Source organism: Lentzea albida (genome assembly GCF_900111005.1).
Classification (GTDB): Bacteria; Actinomycetota; Actinomycetes; order Mycobacteriales; family Pseudonocardiaceae; genus Lentzea; species Lentzea albida.
In genome coordinates, this window is record NZ_FOFV01000017.1 from 105,846 (window position 1) to 128,905 (window position 23,060).

Consider the following 23,060-nt stretch of genomic DNA (forward strand, 5'->3'; position numbering starts at 1 on the left):
ATTGGTCAAGATCACGAGCGCCGGCTCAGGTGCCGAGCTGTTGGTCGATGAAGGCGAAGAGCTCGTCGTCGGACGCCTCGGTGAGGTCGGTCCGCGCCACAGCTCCGCGCGAGTGCGTTGGTGCGGAGCCGAACTCCGCGACGAGCGCGTGCAGGCGCTCCAGGACGGCGGCGCGCGCCTCGTTGCCGTCGTCGAGTCCACCGAGCACGTCGGCGGCCCTGTCGAGGTCGCGCAGCAGGGCCTCCGCCGCGTGCTCGGGGCCCGCGACCTCCACCCACAGGTAGTTCGCCAGCGCGAGCGGTGTCGGGTGGTCGAAGACCAGCGTCGACGGGACCGACAGCGACGTCGCGGCGTCGAGGCGGTTGCGCAGTTCGACGGCGGTCAGCGAGTCGAACCCGAGCTCGCTGAACGCGCGGTCCGGTTCGATCGTCGTGGTGCTCGGGTGTCCCAGCACCTTCGCGACGACGTCGCGGACCAGGTCGAGCAGCAGGCGGCGCTGCTCGGGCTCGATGAGTCCGGCGAGCCGTTCGCGCAGCGCGGGACCCGCCGCCGCGGCGGGAGCCCCGGCCTGCGGCCGCGGGATCTCCGCCAGGACCGGTGCCTGCCGCGAGGTCTCGAAGTAGGCGGGCCAGTCGAAGTCCGCCACGGTCACCGTGACGTCGTCCGCGGCGAGCGACTCGAACAGGGCCTCGACGGCGGCTTGCGGTGCCATCGGACGCAGACCCATCCGGCGCACGCCGTCGTCGTGCGAACCGGCCATGCCGCCCTCGGCCCACGGGCCCCACGCCACCGCCGTGGCGGGAAGCCCGTCGAAGCGCCGTTGCTCGGCCAGCGCGTCGAGGTGCGCGTTCGCCGCGGCGTAGGCCGCCTGGCCCCCGTTGCCGAGCACGCCGGCCAGCGACGAGTACAGGACGAACGCGTCCAGTTCCAGGTGCTTGGTCAGGTCGCCGAGGTGGTGCGCGGCGTCGGTCTTGGGCCTCGCGACGGCGTCGAACCGCTCCGGCGTGAGGCCCGTGATCAGGCCGTCGTCCAGGACTCCCGCCGTGTGCACGACGACCCGGAGGTCGTCCAGCTCCGCCACGACCTGGGCCAGGGCGTCGCGGTCGGCCGCGTCGCACGCGCGGATGCTCACCTGAGCGCCGAGGCCGGTGAGCTCCGCGGCGAGCTCGCGCGCTCCGGGCGCGTCCTGTCCGCGGCGCGACAGCAGGACCAGGCGCTGCGTGCCCGCCTCGACCAGCCGCCGGGCGACCTGCGCGCCGAGCGCACCCGTGCCGCCGGTGACCAGCGCGGTACCGCTCGTCGTCCACGACCCCTTGACGGGCTCGGCGGGCACGAGGCGCCGGGCGTGCACGCCGGAGCCGCGGATCGCGACCTCGTCCTCGGCGCCGGACAGGACCTCCCGCAGCCGGGCGACGGACCGGGCGTCCGGCGCCTCCGGCAGGTCGACGCAGCCGCCCCAGGAACGGGGCTGCTCGATCGCCGCGACCCGGCCGACGGCCCAGACCTCGGCCTGCCGGGGCGAGCTGACCCGCTCGTGCGCGCCGACCGCGACCGCGCCCCGCGTGGCGCACCACAGCCTGGTGCCCTCCCGGAGCAGCGCGGCGGCCGCCATGCCGTCGCCGGCGAAGGCGAGGACGTTGCCCTCGCGGACGTCGTCGGCGGTGACGACCTTCGTTCCCAACGCCTCCGCCGCCGCCTGCGCCCACGCGTCGTCCCGGTCCCCCACGACCGTCCACGGTCCGGCCGGTGAGCCCCCGGTCGGCACGGGCGTCCAGCGGACGTGGTGACGCCAGCCGGTCGCGCGCTTGACCGGCTCGGCCGCGAGCCAGAACCGCTCCCGCTCGAACGCATAGGTCGGGAGGTCGACCAGTTCGGCGCCGGTGCCCGCGAAGATGCCGGGCCAGTCGAGCTTGACGCCGTGGGTGAACAGGGTGGCCTGCGCGTGCGCGGCGGTGGTGACCTCGTCGCGGTTCTTGCGCTGCACGGGCAGGAACAGCCCGTCGGGCACGCAGTCGGCGCCCTGCGCGGACAGTGCCGCGTCCGGGCCGATCTCCACGAAGCGTCGGACGCCCGCGGCGTGCAGCGCGGCCACGCCCTCGGCGAAGCGCACGGTGCCGCGGACGTGCCGCACCCAGTACTCCGGGTCGGTGACCTGCTCGGCGGTGGCGACCGCGCCGGTGAGGTTCGAGATCAGCGGGATGCGCGGCGCCGAGTGCTCGACGTCGCGGGCGATCTCCCGGAACTCGGCGAGCATGCCGTCCATGTGGTGCGAGTGGAAGGCGTGGCTCACCGCGAGCCGCTTGGAGCGCTCGAACCGGGCGGCCATCTCGGCGACGGCCTCCTCGTCACCCGACAGCACGAGCGACTCCGGGCCGTTGACCGCGGCGATGCTCACGCCCGGCAGTAGTTCGACGTCGGCCTCGGCGGCCCTGACGGCGATCATCGCGCCACCCGCCGGCGATGCCTGCATGAGCCTGCCGCGGGCGGCGACCAGCCTCGCGGCGTCCGGGAGCGACCACACCCCCGCGAGGTGCGCGGCCGTCAGCTCGCCGATGGAGTGGCCGAGCAGGTAGTCCGGCCGGACGCCCCACGACGTCACGAGTTCCGCGAGCGCCACCTCGAACGCGAACAGCGCGGGCTGGGTCACCGCCGTCTGGTCGAGTGCCTCCGGGATGTCGCCGTGCATGACGTCGAGGAGCGAGAACCCGGTGTGCTCGTCCAGGTGTGCGGCGACCTCGGCGAGCTTCTCCGCGAACACCGGGTAGGCGGACAGCTCGCGGCCCATGCCGAGCCGCTGCGCGCCCTGACCGGTGCACAGGAAGGCGATCTTGCCGGTGGACTGCGTGCCGGTGACGACGTCCGGAGACTGGTCACCGGACGCCAGGGCGGCCAACGCCTCCTCGCCGAACACCACCGCGCGGTGCGCACGCGCGGCGCGCCCGGTGGCGAGGGTGAGGGCGACGTCCACGGGGTCGAGCCCGGACACCCGGCCCACCAGGCGCTCGGCCTGCCGGCGCACCGCCTGCTCGGTGTTCCCCGAGAGCACCCAGGGGACACGGGCCGGCGGGGTGGTCTCGCGGACGGCGGCCGCGCGCGCCGGTGCCTCGCGCAGGATGACGTGGGCGTTGGTGCCGCTGATGCCGAACGACGACACCGCCGCGGTGCGCGGGTGTGCGGCCGCCGGCCAGTCGAGGTGCTCGGTGAGCAGGCGCCCGTTGCCCGAGTCCCACGAGATGGCCGACGAGGGCTCGGTGACGTGCAGCGTGCGCGGCAGCTCGCCGCGGCGCAGCGCCTCGACCATCTTGATGATCCCGGCGGCGCCCGCGGCGGACTGCGTGTGCCCGATGTTGGACTTGATCGAGCCGAGCCAGAACGGTTCCTCGCGGTCCTGGCCGTAGGTGGCCAGCAGGGCGTCGGCCTCGATCGGGTCGCCCAGCTTCGTGCCGGTGCCGTGCGCCTCGATCACGTCCACCTCCCCCGCGGGCAGGCGGGCGTCGGCGAGCGCGGCGCGGATGACGCGCTGCTGCGACGGCCCGTTGGGCGCGGTGAGGCCGTTGGACGCGCCGTCCTGGTTGACCGCGGAGCCCTGGATGACCGCCAGCACGCGGTGGCCGTTGCGCTCGGCGTCCTCGAGCTTCTCCAGCAGCAGGATCCCCGCGCCCTCACCGAAGCCGGTGCCGTCGGCGGAGGCCGAGAACGACTTGCAGCGACCGTCCGGGGCGAGCGCGCGTTGCCGGGAGAACTCGACGTAGGTGTCGGCGATGGCCATGACGCACACGCCGCCCGCGAGAGCCATCGAGCACTCGCCCGAGCGCAGCGCCTGGACGGCGAGGTGGACGGCGACCAGTGACGACGAGCAGGCGGTGTCGACCGACAGCGCCGGACCCTCCAGCCCGAGCGTGTAGGCCACGCGGCCGGAGAGGACGCTGCCCTGGGTCCCGTTGCCCAGGAAGCCCTCGACCCCTTCCGGCAGCGTTTCCACGCCGACGCCGTAGTCGCCGTACATGAGCCCGGCGAACACGCCGGTCGCGCTGCCCTTGAGCGTCGTCGGGTCGATCCGCGCGTGCTCCACGGCCTCCCAGCTGACCTGGAGCATCAGCCGTTGCTGCGGGTCCATGGCCAGCGCCTCGCGCGGCGAGATCCCGAAGAAGTCCGGGTCGAAGTCGGCGGCGTCGTGCAGGAAGCTCCCCTCGCGGGAGTACGACGTGCCGCGGTGGTCGGGGTCGGGGTGGAACAGCTCGCCGAGGTTCCAGCCCCGGTCCGCCGGGAACTCCGACACCGCGTCGGTGCCGGTCGCCACGAGGTCCCACAGGGCCTCGGGCGAGTCGACGCCGCCGGGGTACCGGCAGGCCATGCCGATGATCGCGACCGGCGCGTGGGCGTCGTCGACCAGCTTCCGGTTGCGCGCGGCCAGCCTGGAGCTCTCCTTGACCGACTCCCGCAGTGCTGCGACAAGTTCCTCGTTGGAGGGCATCAGAAGTTCTCCGAACCAGAGGTGAGTGACACGGTGTTGTCCTCGGCGGCCGCCATGACGCGCTTCACCAGTTCGTCGGCGTCCATCTCGTCGACCAGGTCGTCCGCGGGAGCCGCCGCGCCGGCGGTGTCGGCTGCCGGGTCGTTGGCCAGCCGGACCAGTGCGTCCAGGACCCCGGCCGTGCGGAGCCGGTCGAACGGGACGGTGGCGAGGACACGGCGGATCTGCTGTTCGTCCACCTCGCCGGCGTTGATCGGCTCGTCCAGTCCGGGGAGCAGTGAGAGGACGAAGGCGGCGATCGCGCGCGGTGACGGGTGGTCGAACACGACGGTGGCGGCCAGGCGCAGCTCGAACATCGCGTTGAGCCGGTTGCGCAGGTTCACGGAGCTGAGCGAGTCGAAGCCCAGTTCGGTGAACGCGCGTTCCGGGTCGATCACCGCGCCGGAGCTGTGCCCCAGCACGTCGGCGACCTGCTCGAGCACGGCGTCCTGAACGGCGTCCGGCCGTTCGGCCGCGGGCAGGGCGGCCAGTCGTTCGACGAGCGACAGCTCCCTCTTCTCGCTCGTCGTCGCGGTCCGCCGGCCGGCCGTGCGGACCAGGCCGCGGAGGACGGCCGGGACCTCGGTGCTGCGCGCCACGCGGTTCAGGGCGGTCAGGTCGATCTTGACCGGGACCGCCAGCGCCTCGTCCAAAGCCAGCGCCGCGTCGAACGCGCGCATGCCCTCCGCGCGGTCCAGCGAGGCGAACCCGTCGCGGCCGAGGCGGTCGGTCTGGGCGCCGTCCAGGTGGGCGGTCAGGCCCTGGTCCTGCTGCCACGGACCCCAGGCCAGCGACCGCGCGGCGAGACCGCGGGCACGGCGCAGGCCCGCCAGCGCGTCCAGGAAGCTGTTGGCGGCGGCGTAACCGCCCTGACCCGGGGAGCCGAGGACGCCGGCCGCCGACGAGTACAGGACGAAGTGCTCCAGCCCCTTGTCCTGGGTGAGCTCGTGCAGGTGCCAGGCGGCGTCGACCTTCGGGGCGAGCACCCCGGCGAGCCGTTCGGGGGTGATCGCGGTGACCAGGCCGTCGTCGAGCACCCCGGCGACGTGGACCACGCCGGTCAGCGGGTGCTCGGCCGGGATGCGGCCGAGCACGGCGGCGAGAGCCTGCCGGTCGGCGGCGTCGCAGCGCTCCACGACGACCTCGGCGCCCAGGGCGGTCAGCTCGTCGCGCAGGGCCGCCGCTCCCGGCGCGTCGATCCCGCGCCTGCTGGTCAGGACCAGGTGCCGGACGCCGTGCCCGGTCACCAGGTGCCGGGCGGCCAGCGCCCCGAGGTCCCCGGTGCCACCGCTGATCAGCACGGTGCCGTTCGGGTCCCACGCAGCCGGGTCACCGGTGACCACCGCGGGCACCAGCCGCGGCACGACCAGCTCACCACCGCGTGCGGCGACCTGCGGCTCACCGGTCGCGATGGCCTCGCCGACCGCGTCGGCCGGGCCGTCGAAGAGGACGACCCTGCCGGGGTGCTCCGACTGGGCGGAGCGGACCAGGCCGTGCACCGCGGCGGAAGCGGGGCAGGATTCGCCGGCGTCGGTCCGCACGACCAGCGTCGCCGCGGCGAACCGGTCGTCCTCCAGCCAGGTGCGCAGGACGCCCAGCACACTCGTGGTGAGCCGGTGGGCGTCGGCCACCGGGTCGTCGCCGGCCAGCGCCGGGTACACGACGTGCCCTTCGACGGCTCCGTCGGCGGGCAGGTCGGCGTGGTCGGTCCAGGGCTCGGCGAGCCCGGCCTGCGTGGCGGTCCACTCGACCGCGTAGAGGTTCTCCGGCGCGTCCGCGGCGCGCAGCTGGTCCGCGGTGACGGGCCGGACGGCGATCGACTTGACGGAGAGCACCGGCTGACCGGCGTCGTCCACGGCGGCGAGCGATCCGGAGTTCCCGCCGCCGGTCAAGCGCACCCTCAGCGAGCGCGCACCGGTCGCGTGCAACGAGACACCGCTCCAGGAGAACGGCAGGGCGGCGGACTCGTCCGCGCCGGGGGCCAGGAACAGGGTGTGCAGCGCGGCGTCGAGCAGGGCCGGGTGGATCGTGAAGCCGTCGGTGCCGGCATCCGGCAGGGCGACCTCGGCGAAGACCTCGTCGCCGCGCCGCCACGCCGCCCGCAGGCCCTGGAACACCGGTCCGTAACCGAACCCGGAGTCGGCCAAGCGGTCGTAGAAGCCGTCGAGGGCGACGGCGTCCGCGCCCGCGGGCGGCCACTCCCCCTGCACCCAGTCCTGCGCGGCGGTGGCAGGCCGCAACCAGCCGTCGGCGTTGCGGGTCCACGCCTGACCCGCGGGGGCGTTCCGGGGCCGGCTGTGGACCGAGACCGGCCTGCGGCCGTCCTCGTCGGCGTCCCCGACGACCACCTGCAGCGCCAGGGAACCTTCGGAACCCGGCAGCACCGGCGCGTGCAGGGTCAGTTCCTCGACGGTTCCGCAGCCGACCTCGTCACCGGCGCGGATCGCCAGTTCGACGAGGCCCGCCCCCGGCACGATCACCGTGCCCAGGACGGCGTGATCGGCGAGCCACGTGTGGGAGGAGAGCGACACCCGCCCGGCGAACAGCGCCCCGTCCCCATCTGCGGGCACGATCGCCGCCTGGAGCACCGGGTGCTCCGCCGAGGCGAGCCCGATGGAGCTCAGGTCGGCGGGACCGTCGTCGTTCGCGAGCCAGTACGGGCTGTTCTGGAACGCATAGGTGGGCAGACCGACGCGACGGGCACCGGTGTCGCCGAAGAACGCCGTCCAGTCGATCGGCGCCCCGCTGATGTGCAGGCGCGCGACCATGCCGGCCACGTCCAGGTCCTCGGCGCCGTTCTTGCGCAGCGACGAGACGAACTCGGCGGCGTCCGGCCGTTCCACGATCTCCATCGCGGCCGCGGTGAGCACGCCGTTGGGTCCCACCTCGACGTAGCGGGTGACGCCCTCGCGTTCGAGCACGCTCACGGCGTCGGTGAACCGGACGGGCCGGCGGATGTGGCGGACCCAGTACTGCGGGTCGCCCACCTCGTCCGCGCCGGCCTGCTTGCCCGTGAGGGTGGACATGATCGGGATGCGCGGCGCGGAGTACGTGAGCTCCGCGGTGGCGCGGCCGAACTCGTCGAGGATGCCGTCCATCAGCGCCGAGTGCGACGCCTGGCTGACGACGAGCTTCTTGGCCTTGCGCCCCTTGTCCTTGAACCGCTGGGCGATGGCCATCGCGGTCTCCTCGTCGCCGGAGATCACGACCGACGTCGGCCCGTTGAGCGCCGCGAACCCGACCAGTCCGGTCAGCTCGGGCGCGACCTCCTCCTCGGAGGCCTGGATCGCCACCATCGCGCCGCCCGGCGGCAACGAGTTCATCAACCGGCCGCGGATCGCGACGATGCGCGCGGCGTCGGCCAGCGACCAGACGCCCGCGATGTGCGCGGCGGCGAACTCGCCGATCGAGTGCCCCGCGACGAAGTCGGGGACCACGCCCCAGGACTCCAGCAGCCGCGCCACCGAGACCTCGATGGCGAACAACGCGGGCAGCATGTAGTCGATCCGGTCGAGCAGGGCGGAGTCCTCCGCGAACATCACCTCGCGCAACGGCCGCGGCAGATGGGCGTCGAACTCCGCCGTCACCGCGTCGAAGATGGCGGCGAACGCGGGGTGGGCCTCGCACAGCTCGCGGCCCATGGCGAGGTACTGCGCCCCTCCGCCGGTGAACAGGAAGGCGGTCTTGCCGGTGCGCACCCCGCCCTGCAGGACCTGGTCGCTCCTGCCCCCGTCGGCGAGGACGGCCAGGCCGTCGAGGAGGCCGTCGCGGTCGGTGGCGAGGACGACACCGCGCTCGGCGAGCGCGGTACGGCCGGTGGCGAGCGAGTACGCGACGTCGAGCGGGGTCGCGGCGGGGTCGGCTTCCAGGTGCGACCGCAGCCGCCGGGCCTGGGCCGCGAGCGCCTCGCGGTTCGTGCCGGACAGCACGACGGGAACGGCACCGTGGCCGCGGCCGCCGGGCTCGTCCCCGGTGACCACCTCCGCGGGGGCCTCTTCGATGATCAGGTGGGCGTTGGTCCCCGAGATGCCGAAGGACGACACGCCGGCGCGGCGCGGCTGGTCCTGCCGGGGCCACTCCTGGGCACTCGTCAGCAACTCGACGGAACCCGACTCCCAGTCCACGAACGGGGTCGGGGTGTCGACGTGCAGGGTCTTGGGCAGCGTGTCGTTCCGCAACGCCATCACCATCTTGATGACGCTGCCGACCCCCGCGGCGCACTGGGTGTGGCCGATGTTGGACTTCAGCGAACCGAGCCACAGCGGCCGGTCGCCGGGGCGGTCCTGCCCGTAGGTCGCGAGGACCGCCTGCGCCTCGATCGGGTCGCCGAGGCGGGTGCCGGTGCCGTGCGCCTCGACCACGTCGACGTCCCTGGTCGACAGGCGGGCGTCGGCGAGCGCCTGCGCGATGACGCTCCTCTGGGCGGGCCCGCTGGGCGCGGTGAGCCCGTTCGACGCGCCGTCCTGGTTGATCGCCGAACCCCGGACGACCGCGAGCACCTCGTGGCCGTTGCGCCGGGCGTCGGAGAGCTTCTCGAGCATCACCACGCCGACGCCCTCGGACCAGCCGGTGCCGTCGGCGGCCTCGGCGAACGACTTGCACCGCCCGTCGGGCGACAGGCCCCGCTGGCGCGAGAACTCGACGAAGACGCCGGGGCCTCCCATGATGTTCGCGCCGCCGGCGAGGGCGAGGTCGCACTCACCGCTGCGCAGCGCCTGCACGGCGAGGTGGATCGCCACCAGCGACGACGAGCACGCGGTGTCCACCGAGACGGCGGGGCCCTCGAGCCCGAGGTTGTAGGCGATGCGGCCGGAGTGCACCGAGCACGTCGTGCCGGTGAGGAGGTACCCCTCCACGTTCAGGGCCTCTTCGTGCAGCCGCGGTCCGTACTCCTGCGACGACACGCCCGCGTACACGGCGGTCCGGGTGCCGGCGAGGGAGCCGGGGGCGATGCCCGCCCGTTCGATCGCCTCCCACGTGACCTGCAGCAGCAGGCGCTGCTGCGGGTCCATCGCCAGGGCCTCGCGCGGCGAGATGCCGAAGAACTCGGCGTCGAACTCGTCCGCCGTGTGCACGAAGCCGCCGGTGTTCACGTAGCTCGTGCCGGAGCTCTCCGGATCGGCGTCGAACAGCCCCTCCAGGTTCCAGCCGCGGTTGGTCGGGAACGCGGAGATGCCCTCCCGCTCCTCGTCGACGAGCCGCCACAGGTCCTCGGGACTCTCGACGTCACCGGGATAGCGGCAGGCCATCCCGATGATCGCGATCGGCTCCCGGTCGCGGGACTCGGCCTGGCGCAGGCGCGTCCTGGTCTGCTGAAGGTCCGCGGTGAGCTTCTTCAGCAGGCCGACCAGCTTCTCTTGATCCGCCATCTCACAACCTCAAAGGAATGTTGACCAGGACAGGGGGCGTGCGGGTGGCGTGACGCGGAACGGATCCGGGGCGCGCATGCGCCGCCACCGTTCCCCGTCACGCCACCGGGTCAGGAAATGCCGAGCTCTCGTTCCAGGAAGTCGACGACGTCGTCGACCGACGCGTCCGCCAGGTCGTCGCTCCCGGCGTCCGGCCCCGCGGCCGCCGCCGAGAACGTCGACAGCAGCTCCTCCAGTCGCAGCACGACCGTCAGGTGGCCGCCGACGTCGCCGTCGAGGGCCTGCAGGCTCGTCTCCAGGCGGTCGAGCTCCGCGAGCACGGCGGCCGCCGACAACTTCGCGGCCTCCTGCGGGGCCAGCAGCTGCTTCAGGTGCGCCGCGAGCGCGGCCGTCGTGGGGTGGTCGAAGACGGCCGTCGCGGACAGCCGCACCTCCGCCGCCGTGTTGAGCCGGTTGCGCAGCTCGACGGCCGTCAGCGAGTCGAGGCCGATGTCCGTGAACGGCTTGGCCGTCTCCAGCGCCTCCGCGTCGGCGTGGCCGAGAACGGCGGCGGCGTGCACGCGGACGAGGTCGACCAGGAGCGCGTCCTGCTCGGTCGCCGTCAGCGAGGCGAGCCGGTCCGCCAGCGACGACGTCCTGGCCGCCTCGGTGAACCGGCGCGACGTGGCACGAGCCAGGTCGTGCCACATCTGGTTGATCTCGTTGTGCTTGGCGAACCGGCGCAGCGCGGCCCGGTCCAGCTTCACCGGGACGGCGACGGGTTCGTCGGTGCGCAGCGCGTCGTCGAACAGGGCCATGCCCTCGGCCAGGGCCAGGGCCCCGAAGCCCTCCTGCGCCATGACGTCCAGGTCGGCGCGCGACAGGCCGGCTCCCATGCCGTCCTCCCACAGGCCCCACGCGTGGGCCTGGCCGACCTGGCCGGTGCCGCGGCGGTGCTCGGCGACGGCGTTGAGGAAGGCGTTGGCCGCCGCGTAGTTGGCCTGGCCCTCCGTGCCGGTGATGCTGGTGATCGACGAGAACACGACGAACCGCGCCAGGTCTAGGTGCCCGGTCAGCTCGTGCAGGTGCCAGACCGCGTTCACCTTCGCGACCTGCACCGCGTCCAGACGAGCGGGCGTGAGCGAGCCGAGCAGGCCGTCGTCGAGCACGCCGGCGGTGTGCACGACCGCGGTCAGCGGCCGGTCCGCCGGGATGCCGTCCAGCACGCCGGCCAGCGCCTCGCGGTCGGCGGTGTCGCAGGCGGTGATGGTCGCCGTGGCACCGAGTTCGGCCAGTTCGGCCCGCAGCTCCCCGGCGCCCGGCGCCTGCGCTCCACGCCTGCTGAGCAGCAGGAGGTGGCGTACGCCGTGCTCGGTCACGAGGTGCCGGGCGACCGCGCTGCCGAGCGCCCCGGTGCCGCCGGTGATCAGGACCGTGCCGTCCCGGTCGATCGGCCGGGGCAGGGTGAGCACGACCTTGCCGACGTGCCGGGCCTGGCTGATGAACCGGAAGGCCTCCTGTGCCTGGAAGACGTTCCAGCTCCTGGTGGGCAGCGGCGTGAGCGCGCCGCGCTCGAAAAGCGCGTCCAGCTCCGCCCAGATCTCCGCGATCCGGTCCGGCCCGGCGTCGATCAGGTCGAACGCCCGGTAGGTGACGCCGAGCCCGGCCACCTCGGCGGCGTCGCGGACGTCGGTCTTGCCCATCTCCACGAAGTGGCCGCCCTCGGTGACGAGCCGCAGCGACGCGTCCACGAAGTCGCCCGCCAGCGCGTTGAGCACGACGTCGACACCGCGTCCGACGGTCGCCGCGCGGAAGACGTCCTCGAAGTCGAGGTCGCGCGACGAGGCGATGTGCAGGTCGCTCAGCCCGGCCTCGCGCAGGACGTCCTGCTTGCCGGGGCTCGCGGTGCCGAAGACCTCCGCACCGAGGTGGTGCGCGATCTGGGTGGCCGCCATGCCGACACCGCCCGCGGCGGCGTGGACCAGCACGGACTGGCCCTTCTCGAGCCGGCCGAGGTCGCGCAGGCCGTAGTACGCCGTCAGGAACACCAGCGGCACCGCGGCGGCCTGTTCGAACGTCCACCCCGCCGGCATCCGCGTGACCAGCCGGCGGTCGGCGTCGGCGACGGGTCCGATCCCGCCGATGACGAGGCCCATCACCCGGTCGCCCGGACGCAGGTCCGTCACCTGCGACCCGACCTCGAGCACCACGCCGGCGGCCTCGTTGCCGATCGTCCCGGCGTCTCCCGGGTACATGTCGAGCACCGTCAGCACGTCGCGGAAGTTCAGCCCGGCGGCACGGACGCCGATGCGCACGTCACCGGGCGCGATCGGCTCCAGCACACCGGGGTTGGGCGTCAGCACCAGGTGGTCGAGCGTGCCCTTGCCGGACATGCCGAGCACCCACGCGTCGGTCCCCTGCGGCGGTGCCAGCCTGCCCTCGGCCGCGGACACGATCCGCGGTGCGAAGGCCTGGTCGCCGCGCACGGCCAGCTGCTGCTCCCCGGATCCGATCACCCTGCCCAGCAGCTCGTTCCCGATCACGGTGCCGGGTTCGGCGTCGACGAGCAGGAAGCGGCCGGGGTACTCCTGCTGCGCGGTGCGGACGAGGCCCCAGGCGACCGCGGTCGCGGGGTTGTCCACAGTGGAGTCGACCGCGACCGCGCCGCGCGTCACCACGACGAGCTGGGAGTCCTTGAACCTGTCGTCCGCCACCCAGCGCTGGACGACGTCGAGCGTCCGGTGCGACAGCCTGCGCGCCGCTTCGGGCACGTCGACGTCGGTGTCCGCCGCGAGGTGGAGGACGACGTGCGCGGGAGCCCGGCCGCCGACCGCCTCGTAGTCCGTCCAGTCGACGGCGTCGCCGAGCGCGGCCGGTGCCCACTCCACGCGCAACGACCAGTCAATCTGCCGCTGCGTCTGCAGGCCCTCGGCGGAGATGTCCTTCAGCACCAACGATTCCACGGTCATCACCGGTTCGCCGGCGCTGTCCGCCACCAGGATCGACCAGGCGCCCCCGCTCTCCTCGCGCAGCCGGACGCGCAGTGCACCCGCACCCGACGCGTGCAGGCTGACGCCGTTCCACACGAACGGCAGCGACAGCGGCGTTTCCTCGGTGAGGCCGATCGCGTGCAGCGAGGCGTCCAGCAGTGCCGGGTGCAGCCCGTAGTCCGGGTGGGTCGAGTCGTCCTCGATCGTGACCTCGGCGTAGACGTCGTCGCCGAGTCGCCACGCGGCGGTCAGCCCCTGGAACGCGGGCCCGTAGGAGAGCCCGGTCTCGGCGAGCGCCTCGTACCGGCCGGTGACGGCGACCGGCTCGGCTCCGGCCGGCGGCCACTCCCGCAGGTCGAAGTCCGGCGCGGGCGCGGCGGGCACGAGGGAGCCCGTGGCGTGCCGCGTCCAGGCGTCCCCGGTGAGGGCGCCGGCCGCACGCGAGTGGACGGTGATCGAGCGGCGACCGTCGGCGGCGGCGGGCCCGACCTGCACCCGGACGTCCACCGCGCCCGACTCCGGCAGCACCAGCGGGGTCTGGAGGGTGAGCTCCTCGACCGTGCCGCAGCGGACCTCGTCCGCCGCGCGCACGGCCAGTTCGACCAGGCAGGCGCCGGGGACGATGACCTGGTCCAGCACGACGTGGTCGGTCAGCCAGCCGTGGGTCGACCGGGACAGGCTCCCGGTGAACAGGAACCCGTCCCCTTCCGCGAACTCGACGGCCGCGCCGAGCAGGGGGTGCTCGGCGGGGGCGAGCCCGAGACCGGCCGTGCCGGCCGTCGTGCGCGGCGCCTCCAGCCAGTACCGCTCGTGCTGGAAGGCGTACGTCGGCAACGGCACCCGCCGGGCACCGGGGAACATGGCGTCCCAGGTGACGGGCACGCCGTGCGCGTGCAACCGCGCGAGCGCCGTGGTGAACGACTCGACCTCGTCGTGCTTCTTGCGCAGCAACGGAACGAAGACGGTCTCCTCGTCCGCTCCCTCCGCGCCCAGGCCGGACAGGGAGCTGTCCGGGCCGAGCTCGACGAACCGCGACACCCCGAGCTCCGCGCACGCGGCCACCGCGTCGGCGAACCGCACGGCCTGCCGCGCGTGCCGGACCCAGTACTCCGGCGACGTCACCTCACTGGGACCCACCAGGGCGCCCGTCACGGTGGACACCACCGGCACCACGGGCTCGCGGTACCCGATCGACTCCGCCACGGCGCGGAACCCGTCCAGCATCGGCTCCATGAGCACCGAGTGGAACGCGTGCGACACCGACAACCGCGTGCACTTCCGGCCCCGCGCGGCGAGTTCCTCCGCCGCGGCCAGCACCGGACCCTCCACACCGGACAGCACCACCGAACCGGCACCGTTCACCGCGGCCAGCGACACCTCGTCCGACAGGAACTCCGCGATCTCGTCCTCGCCGGCCCGCACCGCCACCATCACACCGCCGGACGGCAGTTCCTGCATCAACCGCCCGCGCGCCGCGACCAACCGGGCCGCGTCGCCGAGGGAGAACACGCCGGCCACGTGCGCGGCCGCGATCTCACCGATCGAGTGCCCCACCAGGAACTCCGGCCGGACACCCCACGACTCCACCAGCCGGAACAGCGCCACCTCGAGGGCGAACAACGCAGGCTGTGCCACCGCGGTCCGGTTCAGCGCCTCGGCGTCCGTGCCGAACACGACCTCGCGCACGCCGGGCAGCAGCGCGCACACCTCGTCGAAGGCCGACGCGAAGACCGGGAACTCGTCGTACAGGCCGCGGCCCATCCCGAGCCGCTGCGAACCCTGTCCGGCGAAGAGGAAGGCCACGGGTCCACTGAGGACGGAGCCCTCCACCACGCCGGCGCCGGTACCTCCGGCGGCGAGAACGTCCAGGGCGGCCAGCAGTTCCCGGCGGTCCGCTCCCGTCACGGCGGCACGCGTCTCCAGCCCGGCGCGGGTCGTGGCCAGCGAGAAGCCGACGTCCGCCGGGGACAGGGTCTCGTCGGCGCCGACGAAGGCGCTCAGCCGCTTGGCCTGCTCCCGCACCGCCGCGGAGGTCCGGCCCGACAGCACCCAGGCGATCCTGGAGGTGCTCTCGCCCGTCGCGCGGACGGGGAGGTCCGCCTCGTCCGGAGCTTCGAGGATCACGTGCGCGTTGGTGCCGGAGATGCCGAACGACGACACGGCCGCACGGCGCGGGCGGTCGGCCGCGGGCCACGGCACCGGCTCGGTCAGCAGCGACACCGCACCGGTGTCCCACTCCACGTGCGGCGTCGGGGCGTCCACGTGCAACGTCGCCGGCAGCGTCTCGTTGCGCATCGCGAGGACCATCTTGATGACACCCGCGGCACCGGCGGCGGCCTGCGTATGCCCGAAGTTGGACTTGATGGAACCGAGCCACAGCGGCGGCCGCCCGTCGCGGTCCTGCCCGTAGGTGTTGAGCAGCGCCTGCGCCTCGATCGGGTCGCCGAGACGGGTGCCCGTGCCGTGCGCCTCCACCGCGTCGACGTCCGAAGTGGACAGACCGGCGTTGGCCAGCGCCTGCCGGATCACCCGCTGCTGCGAAGGCCCGTTCGGGGCGGTCAGGCCGTTCGACGCGCCGTCCTGGTTGACCGCGGAACCCTTGACCACGGCCAGGACCTCGTGGCCGTTGCGCCGCGCGTCGGACAGCCTTTCCAGCACGAGCACGCCGACGCCCTCGGACCAGCTGGTCCCGTCGGCGGCGGCCGCGAAGGACTTGCTGCGCCCGTCGGCGGCCAGGCCGCGCTGGCGGGAGAAGTCCACGAACGTCTCGGGCGTCGCCATGATCGTGACGCCACCCGCGAGGGCGAGCCCGCACTCCCCCGAGCGCAACGCCTGCGAGGCGAGGTGCAGGGCGACGAGCGAGGACGAGCAGGCGGTGTCGACGGTGACCGCCGGTCCCTCCAGTCCGAGCGTGTAGGCCACCCGGCCGGACAGCACGCTCGCCGAGGTGCCGGTGCCGATGTAGCCCTCGACCTCCTCGGGGATCGCGCCCAGGCTGTGCGCGTAGTCGTAGTACATGACCCCGGCGAAGACGCCGGTCCTGCTGCCCTTCAACGACGTCGGGTCGAGCCCGGCGTTCTCGAGCGACTCCCAGACGACCTCGAGCAGCAGGCGCTGCTGCGGGTCCATGGCCAGCGCCTCGCGCGGCGAGATGCCGAAGAACTCGGCGTCGAACGCGTCCGCGTCGTGCAGGAAGCCGCCCTCGGAGGCGTAGGAGGTGCCCCGGTGGTCGGGGTCGGGGTGGAACAGGGTGTCGAGGTCCCAGCCGCGGTTCGACGGGAAGCCGGAGATCGTGTCCGTGCCCGACGCGACGACGGTCCACAGGTCCTCGGGCGAGCCCACACCGCCTGGGTAGCGGCACGCCATGCCGACGATCGCGATCGGTTCGTCCGACGCCGCCGAGGTGACGACCGGGGCTGTCGGGGCGGGCTCGTCGCCGGAGAGCTGGACGTGCAGGAACGTGGCGAGCGCGGCGGGCGTCGGGTGGTCGAAGACCACCGTGGCCGGCAGTCGCACACCGGCGGCGGCGCTCAGGTTGTTGCGCAACTCGATCGCGGTCAGCGAGTCGAAGCCCAGGTCCGTGAACGCCTTGTCCTGCTCGACGCGGTCCGCGGAGGCGTGCCCCAGCACGGCGGCGACCTGGGCGCGCACGATGCCGAGCAGCGCCGTCTTCCGGTCGGCCTCCGGGATGCCGGACAGCGGCGAGCCCGAGGCGGCCGGGGCGCCCGCGGCGGCGCGGCGCGACCTCGTCCTGACCAGTCGTTCGAGCAGCGGCGGGAGGAGGTCGTCGCGGGACCGCGCCTCGAGAGCGGTGAGGTCGAGCCGCAGGGTGACGGCGATGGGGAGGTCGGAGGCCAGGGCCGCGTCGAACAGCGCGAGGCCCTCGTGCTCCGCCAGCGCGGGGAAACCCTGCCTGGCCGCGCGGTCGGCCTCCGCCGCCGAGAGACCACTTCCCATGCCCAGCTGCCACAGGCCCCACACGAGGGACTGGGCCGCGAGACCACGGGCGCGGCGGTGCTGTGCCAGTGCGTCGAGGAAGCTGTTGGCCGCGGCGTAGTTTCCCTGCCCGGCGCCTTCGAAGAGCCCGGACGTGGAGGAGTACAGCGCGAACAGCCGCAGGTCGAGGTGGCTCGTCAGCTCGTGCAGGTGCCAGGCGCCATCGACCTTCGGGCGGAGCACGCCGTCGAGTCGCTCCTCGTCGAGCGACGTGACGACGCCGTCGGCGAGGGAACCCGCGGTGTGCACCACGCCGACCAGGGGGCGGTCCGCCGGGATGGCGCCGAGGACGGCTTCCAGGGCCGCGCGATCGGCGACGTCGCACGCGCTGATGGTGATGTGCGCACCGAGTTCGGTGAGCTCGGCGCCCAGTTCGGCGGCTCCGGGCGACTCGGCGCCGCGGCGGCTGAGCAGCACCAGGCTCGTGACACCGCGGGCCGAGACCAGGTGCCTCGCCAGTGCGGCGCCGAGGCCTCCGGTGCCACCGGTGATGAGGACGGTGCCGTCGGCGGGCAGGACCGGCTCGGCGCCGGTCACGGCCGGGGCGCGCACGACACGGGGTGCGAGCAGGACGCCGTCGCGCACGGCCAGCTGGGCCTCACCGGACCCGGCGGCGACGCCGGCGAACTCCTCCGGGCCGTCCAGGAGGACGAACCGACCGGGGTGTTCGGCCTGCGCCGCGCGCACCAGGCCGCAGACCGCGCCGGAGGCGACGTCGGTGACGTCCGGCCCGGCCGCGCCCTGAGTCACCACGACGAGACGGGAGTCCGCGTACCGCGCGTCCGCCAGGAAGCCCTGCACGGCAGCGAGAACGGTATGGGTGGCCTCGCGCACGCCGGCCGGACCGTCGCTCTCCGGCGAGACGAAGAGCGCGAGCACACCGGGAGCCGCGTCGGCCGAGCCGTAGGTCGTCCACGCCGGTGAATCGCCGACGGGGACGGGAACCCAGTCCACCGTGTAAAGACTGGTCGTGCTCCGCGTGGCCGCGGAGGGCGCACGGGACACCAGTGAGTCGACCGTGAGCACGGGCGCACCCGCCGGGTCGACGGCGTGCAGAGCGACCTCGTCCGCGCTCTTGACGGTGATCTTCACGCGGAGCGCCGTCGCGCCGGTCGCGTGCACGGACACGCCGGACCACGAGAACGGCAGCCGTGCCCGGCCCCCGTCGTCACCGGCTCCGCCGAACGAGATCGCGTGCAGGGAGGCGTCCAGGAGTGCCGGGTGGACGGCGAAGTCCGCCGCGGCCACCGCGACCGACTCGGGCAGGGCGACCTCGGCGAAGATCTCGTCACCGGCGACCCACGCGGCGTGCAGCCCGCGGAAGACCGGGCCGTAGGCCAGACCGGTGGCGGCCAGGTCGTCGTAGACGCCGTCGAGCGCGACCTCCCGCGCCCCGGCGGGCGGCCACGACGTCGCGGACCACTGCTGCGGTGCCGACGGCTCCACGGCCAGTGCGCCGGAGGCGTGCAGGACCCACTCGTCGGAGCCCGGCAACCTGGAATGCACGCTGATCGTGGACCTGCCACCGGGCTCGGCGGGGGTGGACCGCAGCTGCACCTGCACTGAGCCCGACTCTTCGAGCACCAGGGGTGCCTGAAGGGTCAGCTCCTCGACCGCGGCGCAGCCGGCCTCCTCGGCGGCCCGCACCGCGAGGTCGAGCAGCACGGCCCCCGGTACGACGACGCGGCCGAACACGACGTGGTCGGCGAGCCACGGGTGCGTCGCCAGGGACAACCGTCCGGTGAGCACGTGGCCGTCCCCGTCGGCCAGTGCGACGGTCGCGCCCAGCAGCGGGTGCTCGCCGGGTTGCAGGCCCAGCGCGGCCGCGTCCCCGGCGGCCGTGCCCGGCAGCCAGAAGTGTTCGCGCTGGAAGGCGTACGTGGGCAGTGCGACCGTCGTCGCGGTCTCCGGGAACACCGCTGGCCAGTCGACGCGCACACCGCGCACGAAGGCGTTGCCCAGCGCGCTGAGCGCCTCGGCCTCCTCGGGGCGGTCGCGGCGCAGCACCGGCCGGACGAGCACGTCGGCCTCGTCGCTCAGGCAGTCCGCGGCCATGGCGGAGAGCACGCCGTCGGGGCCCAGTTCCAGGCACGTGGTGACGCCGGCCCCTTCGATGACCCGCACGGCGTCGTGGAACCGCACGGCCTCGCTGACGTGCGCGACCCAGTAGTCCGGTGTGGACAGTTCCGCCGGGCTCACCAGGCGGCCCGTGACGGTGGAGACGAACGGGACGGCCGGAGCGGAGAAGGTGAGGAAGTCGAGGAGCCGGCGGAACTCGTCCAGCACCGGCCGCATCAACGGCGAGTGGAAGGCGTGGCTCACGTTGAGGCGCTTCGCCTTGCCGCCCTGGGCCTGCCAGCGGTCGGCGATCGCCAGGACGACGTCGTCGGCGCCGGAGACCACGACCGAGCGCGGTCCGTTGACCGCCGCGATGCCGGCGACGTCCTCGTGCCCGCTCAGCAGCTCCCGCGCTTCCTCTTCGGTCGCGCGCAACGACACCATCGCGCCGCGCACCTCGAGTTCCTGCATCAGCCGCCCGCGGGCGGCCACCAGTGTCGCCGCGTCCTCCAGGGAGAACACGCCGGCCACGTGCGCCGCGGCGATCTCGCCGATGGAGTGCCCGCTGACGTAGTCGGGCCGCAGGCCCCACGACTCGAGCATGCGGTACAGCGCGACCTCGATCGCGAACAGCGCGGGCTGGGAGAAGGAGGTCTGGTCGACCAGGGCGGCGTCCTCGCTGCCCTCCTCGGCGAACAGCACGTCCAGCAACGGGACGTCCAGCTGGATGTCCAGGTAGCCGCAGGCGTCGTCCATCGCGCGGGCGAACACCTCGTTGCGCTGGTACAGCTCGAGTCCCATCGCGCGGCGCTGGGAACCCTGACCGGCGAACAGGAAGGCGAGGCCGCCGGTGCCCGCGACGCCCCGCAGTGCCGGGGTGGTCTCGCCGATCACGGCGTCGAGGCCCGCCAGGAGCTCGTCGCGGTCGCGGCCGACCACGGCGGCGCGGTGGGCGAGGGCGGCGCGGGTGGTGGCGAGGGACAGGCCGACGTCGGCGGGAGCGAGCGCGGGGTCGGCGGCGACGAAGGACTTCAGCCGTTCGGCCTGGGCGCGCAGGGCTTCCGGCGTCCTGCCCGACAGCACCCAGGGAACGGTGACGTCCCGGGTGTCGGCGGTCCGCTCGCCCTCCGCGGGCGGGGCTTCTTCGATGATCACGTGGGCGTTGGTGCCGGAGATGCCGAAGGACGAGACGCCGGCGCGGCGCGGGCGGCCGGTCTCCGGCCACGGCCGCGCCTCGGTGAGCAGCGAGACGGCACCGGCCGACCAGTCCACGTGCGGCGTGGGCCGGGTGAGGTGCAGCGAGCGCGGCAGCGTTCCGTGCCGCATCGCCATGACCATCTTGATCACGCCGGCGGCACCGGCGGCCGCCTGGGCGTGGCCGATGTTCGACTTGATCGACCCGACCCACAGCGGACTGTCTGCCTCGCGTTCCCGGCCGTACGTGGCGAGGATCGCCTGCGCCTCGATCGGGTCTCCCAGGCGGGTGCCGGTGCCGTGGGCCTCGACGGCGTCGACGTCCGCGGCGACGAGCCGCCCGTTCGCGAGCGCCTGGTGGATCACGCGCTGCTGCGCCAGGCCGTTCGGCGCGGTCAGGCCGTTCGAGGCGCCGTCCTGGTTGATGGCCGACGAACGCACGACGGCGAGCACGGGGTGGCCGTTGCGCCTGGCGTCGGAAAGTCGTTCCAGGGCGAGGATTCCCGCGCCCTCGCCCCACCCGGTGCCGTCGGCCGACTCGTCGAAGGGCTTGCAGCGCCCGTCGGGGGCGAGGCCCCGCTGACGGGAGAAGGCGATGAAGTTGCCGGGGCTCGCCATGACCGCGACACCGCCGGCGAGCGCGAGGTCGCACTCACCGGACCTCAGCGAGTGCGCGGCGAGGTGCAGCGCGACGAGCGAACCCGAGCAGGCGGTGTCCACGCTCAGGGCGGGACCCTCGAGGCCGAGGACGTAGGCGATGCGCCCGGAGACCACGCTCGGCGTGTTGCCGGTCAGCAGATGTCCTTCGAGGCCTTCGGGAGCGTCCGCCAGCCGGGGACCGTACTCCTGGGGCTCCACGCCGATGAACACGCCGGAACGGCTGCCGCGCAACGAGGTGGGGTCCACGCCCGCGCGTTCCAGGGCCTCCCACGAGACCTCGAGCACCAGGCGCTGCTGGGGATCCATCGCGGTCGCCTCACGCGGGGAGATCCCGAAGAACTCGGCGTCGAACTCGCTCGCGGCGTCGAGGAAGCCGCCGTGCCGGCTGTAGGTCGTCCCCGCCTTGCCGGCGTCCGGGTCGTAGATCCCCTCGACGTCCCAGCCGCGGTCGGAGGGGAAACCCGCGACGGCGTCGACACCCTCGTCGACCAGGCGCCACAACGTCTCCGGCGAGTCGACCCGTCCCGGGAACCGGCAGCCGATGCCCACGATCGCCACGTCGTCGTCGTGCTCCACCAACGGGAACGCGGGCGCGGACCCGAGCTGGTCGCCGTCCGCTCCCAGGCGCGCGGCCAGTGCCATCGGGCTCGGGTGGTCGTAGACGACGGTCACCGGCAGTTCGAGCCCGGTGGCCGCGACGAGGCGCGCGTGCAGCTCGACCGAGGCCAGCGAGTCGAACCCCAGGTCGAGGAACGACCGGGTGCCGCTGCCCACCGGCGGTGCGCCGGGCACCATGTCGGCGAGGACCTCCGCGGTCACCCGCAGGACGAGATCGCGCGATGCGTGTGCCGCCGCCCCCAGCTTTCCCGCGGGCAGCTCGTTTCCCCGGTCCGCCACCTCGCCAGTGGCAGGACGGAGGTCATCGAACTCGCTCAAGTGCGCACTCCCCAACTTCTCCGTGGGACATCAGTGATGGCGGAAACAACATCGCAATCCGATCCCGGCACATCGGGACGCAGAAGCACCACAAAGCAATCACACGCACGGGCACCTGCGGGATGCAAAGATTCCACTCACCGGCCACTGGACGAGAACCCCGGCAGCCCGGAGGATTCGAGGTTCCCGGGACTACCAACGAATTACTGGGCGATGACCGGCCTGCGGAACCGCTCCATTAACAGCCGGGTTCGCCCGCACATAGGATCCACACCTATTTCTCCGAGAGTTGCGTGGCGCAGCTTCTCGCCGGTGCGGCGCAAGCCGGGAGCACCACCAACAGGCAAACAGGAGGCGTCGTCATGAGCCGCACGGCAGTCGTGTTTCCGGGAATGGGTCCGTCGAGTTTCGCCGACGTCGGCAGGTTCATGACGGTCAGCCCGTTCGCCCGGCGGAGGGTGGCGCAGGCGGACGCCGCGCTCGGCCACTCGCTGCTCGACGAGCTGCGGTCCGGTCCCGACGAGTACAACGCGGCCCACCAGATCGGTTTCCTGGTCAACTCGGTCGCGATGGCCGACTGGATGGAGGCGTCGCTGGGCTTCCGCCCGGACGTCTGCGTCGGGTCCAGCTTCGGCGAGCGCGCCGCCGTCGCCTATTCGGGAGCCCTGCCGTTCGAGGAGGTCGTCGCACTGACCGCCGAACTGGCGCGGTGCGAGCTCGACTACTTCCAGCGGGAGCACCGGGACCTGGTCAGCCAGCTGGTCGTGCGCACGCCGCAGGAACGACTCGACGACGTCCTCGCCACCATGTCCGCGGACGGCGAGTGGTACGAGGTGTCCGGGTACTTCGACCCCGGCGTGCACCTGGTCACGATGCACGAGGAGCACCTCGCCGGGTTCAAGCGGAAGGTCGGCGACCGCGGCGGCTACTGCCTGACGACGATGCGCCCGGCCGCACACGCCGGCGTGCTGGCACCGTTGCGGGCCCGGCTGCGGGACGAGGTGTTCCCGAAGTTCTCCTTCTCCGCACCGGCGATCCCGATCGTCTCCGACCAGGACGGCTCGCTGATCAGCGACGGAGCCGAGGTCGGCGCGCTGCTCGAGGCGTCTACCGACAGCCCGGTGCACTGGGGTCACATCCGGGACCGGCTGGTGGACGAGGGCCTCACGAGGATCTGCGTGGCGGGCCCCGACTACCTCATCCACCGCCTGGGGCTCCTCAAGACCGACTTCGACGTCGTGACCGCAGGCCCCAAGGACGCGCTGAAGCCCCGCAGGCCCGCCAGGTAGGCGTCGCGCCCGGCAGCGCCGCTCCGGCGCGCACATTTTTGCGCCGATTAAAACACAGTCGTATTAAATCGGCGCA

At 73.5% G+C, this 23,060-nt stretch carries 3 protein-coding genes and 2 pseudogenes; 1 reads left to right on the forward strand and 4 read right to left on the reverse strand.

Features of this window, described 5'->3' with window-relative positions; genetic code table 11:
- Positions 1-25: 25 nt before the first annotated feature.
- From BMY74_RS47035 to BMY74_RS45820, 4 genes and pseudogenes are all read right to left on the reverse strand, one after another.
- Positions 26-760: an acyl carrier protein gene (locus tag BMY74_RS47035; RefSeq protein WP_425434883.1), complete on the reverse strand. Its 735-nt coding sequence runs from the start codon at positions 758-760 to the stop codon at positions 26-28.
- A pseudogene (locus BMY74_RS33845) lies at positions 749-4,477 on the reverse strand (type I polyketide synthase); the annotation flags it as partial. The pseudogene BMY74_RS33845 and the gene BMY74_RS47035, both read right to left, overlap by 12 nt.
- On the reverse strand, positions 4,474-9,882 hold the full coding sequence (locus BMY74_RS33850; protein WP_089922662.1) for a type I polyketide synthase: 5,409 nt from the start codon (positions 9,880-9,882) through the stop codon (positions 4,474-4,476). The gene BMY74_RS33850 and the pseudogene BMY74_RS33845, both read right to left, overlap by 4 nt.
- A 110-nt stretch (positions 9,883-9,992) precedes the next feature.
- Positions 9,993-21,563: pseudogene (locus tag BMY74_RS45820) on the reverse strand (SDR family NAD(P)-dependent oxidoreductase); the annotation flags it as partial.
- Between the two features lie 494 nt (positions 21,564-22,057).
- Here BMY74_RS45820 and BMY74_RS33895 point away from each other — a divergent pair.
- A complete protein-coding gene (locus tag BMY74_RS33895; RefSeq protein ID WP_089922666.1) occupies positions 22,058-22,984 on the forward strand; it encodes an ACP S-malonyltransferase in 927 nt (308 codons plus the stop codon).
- Positions 22,985-23,060: the final 76 nt, after the last annotated feature.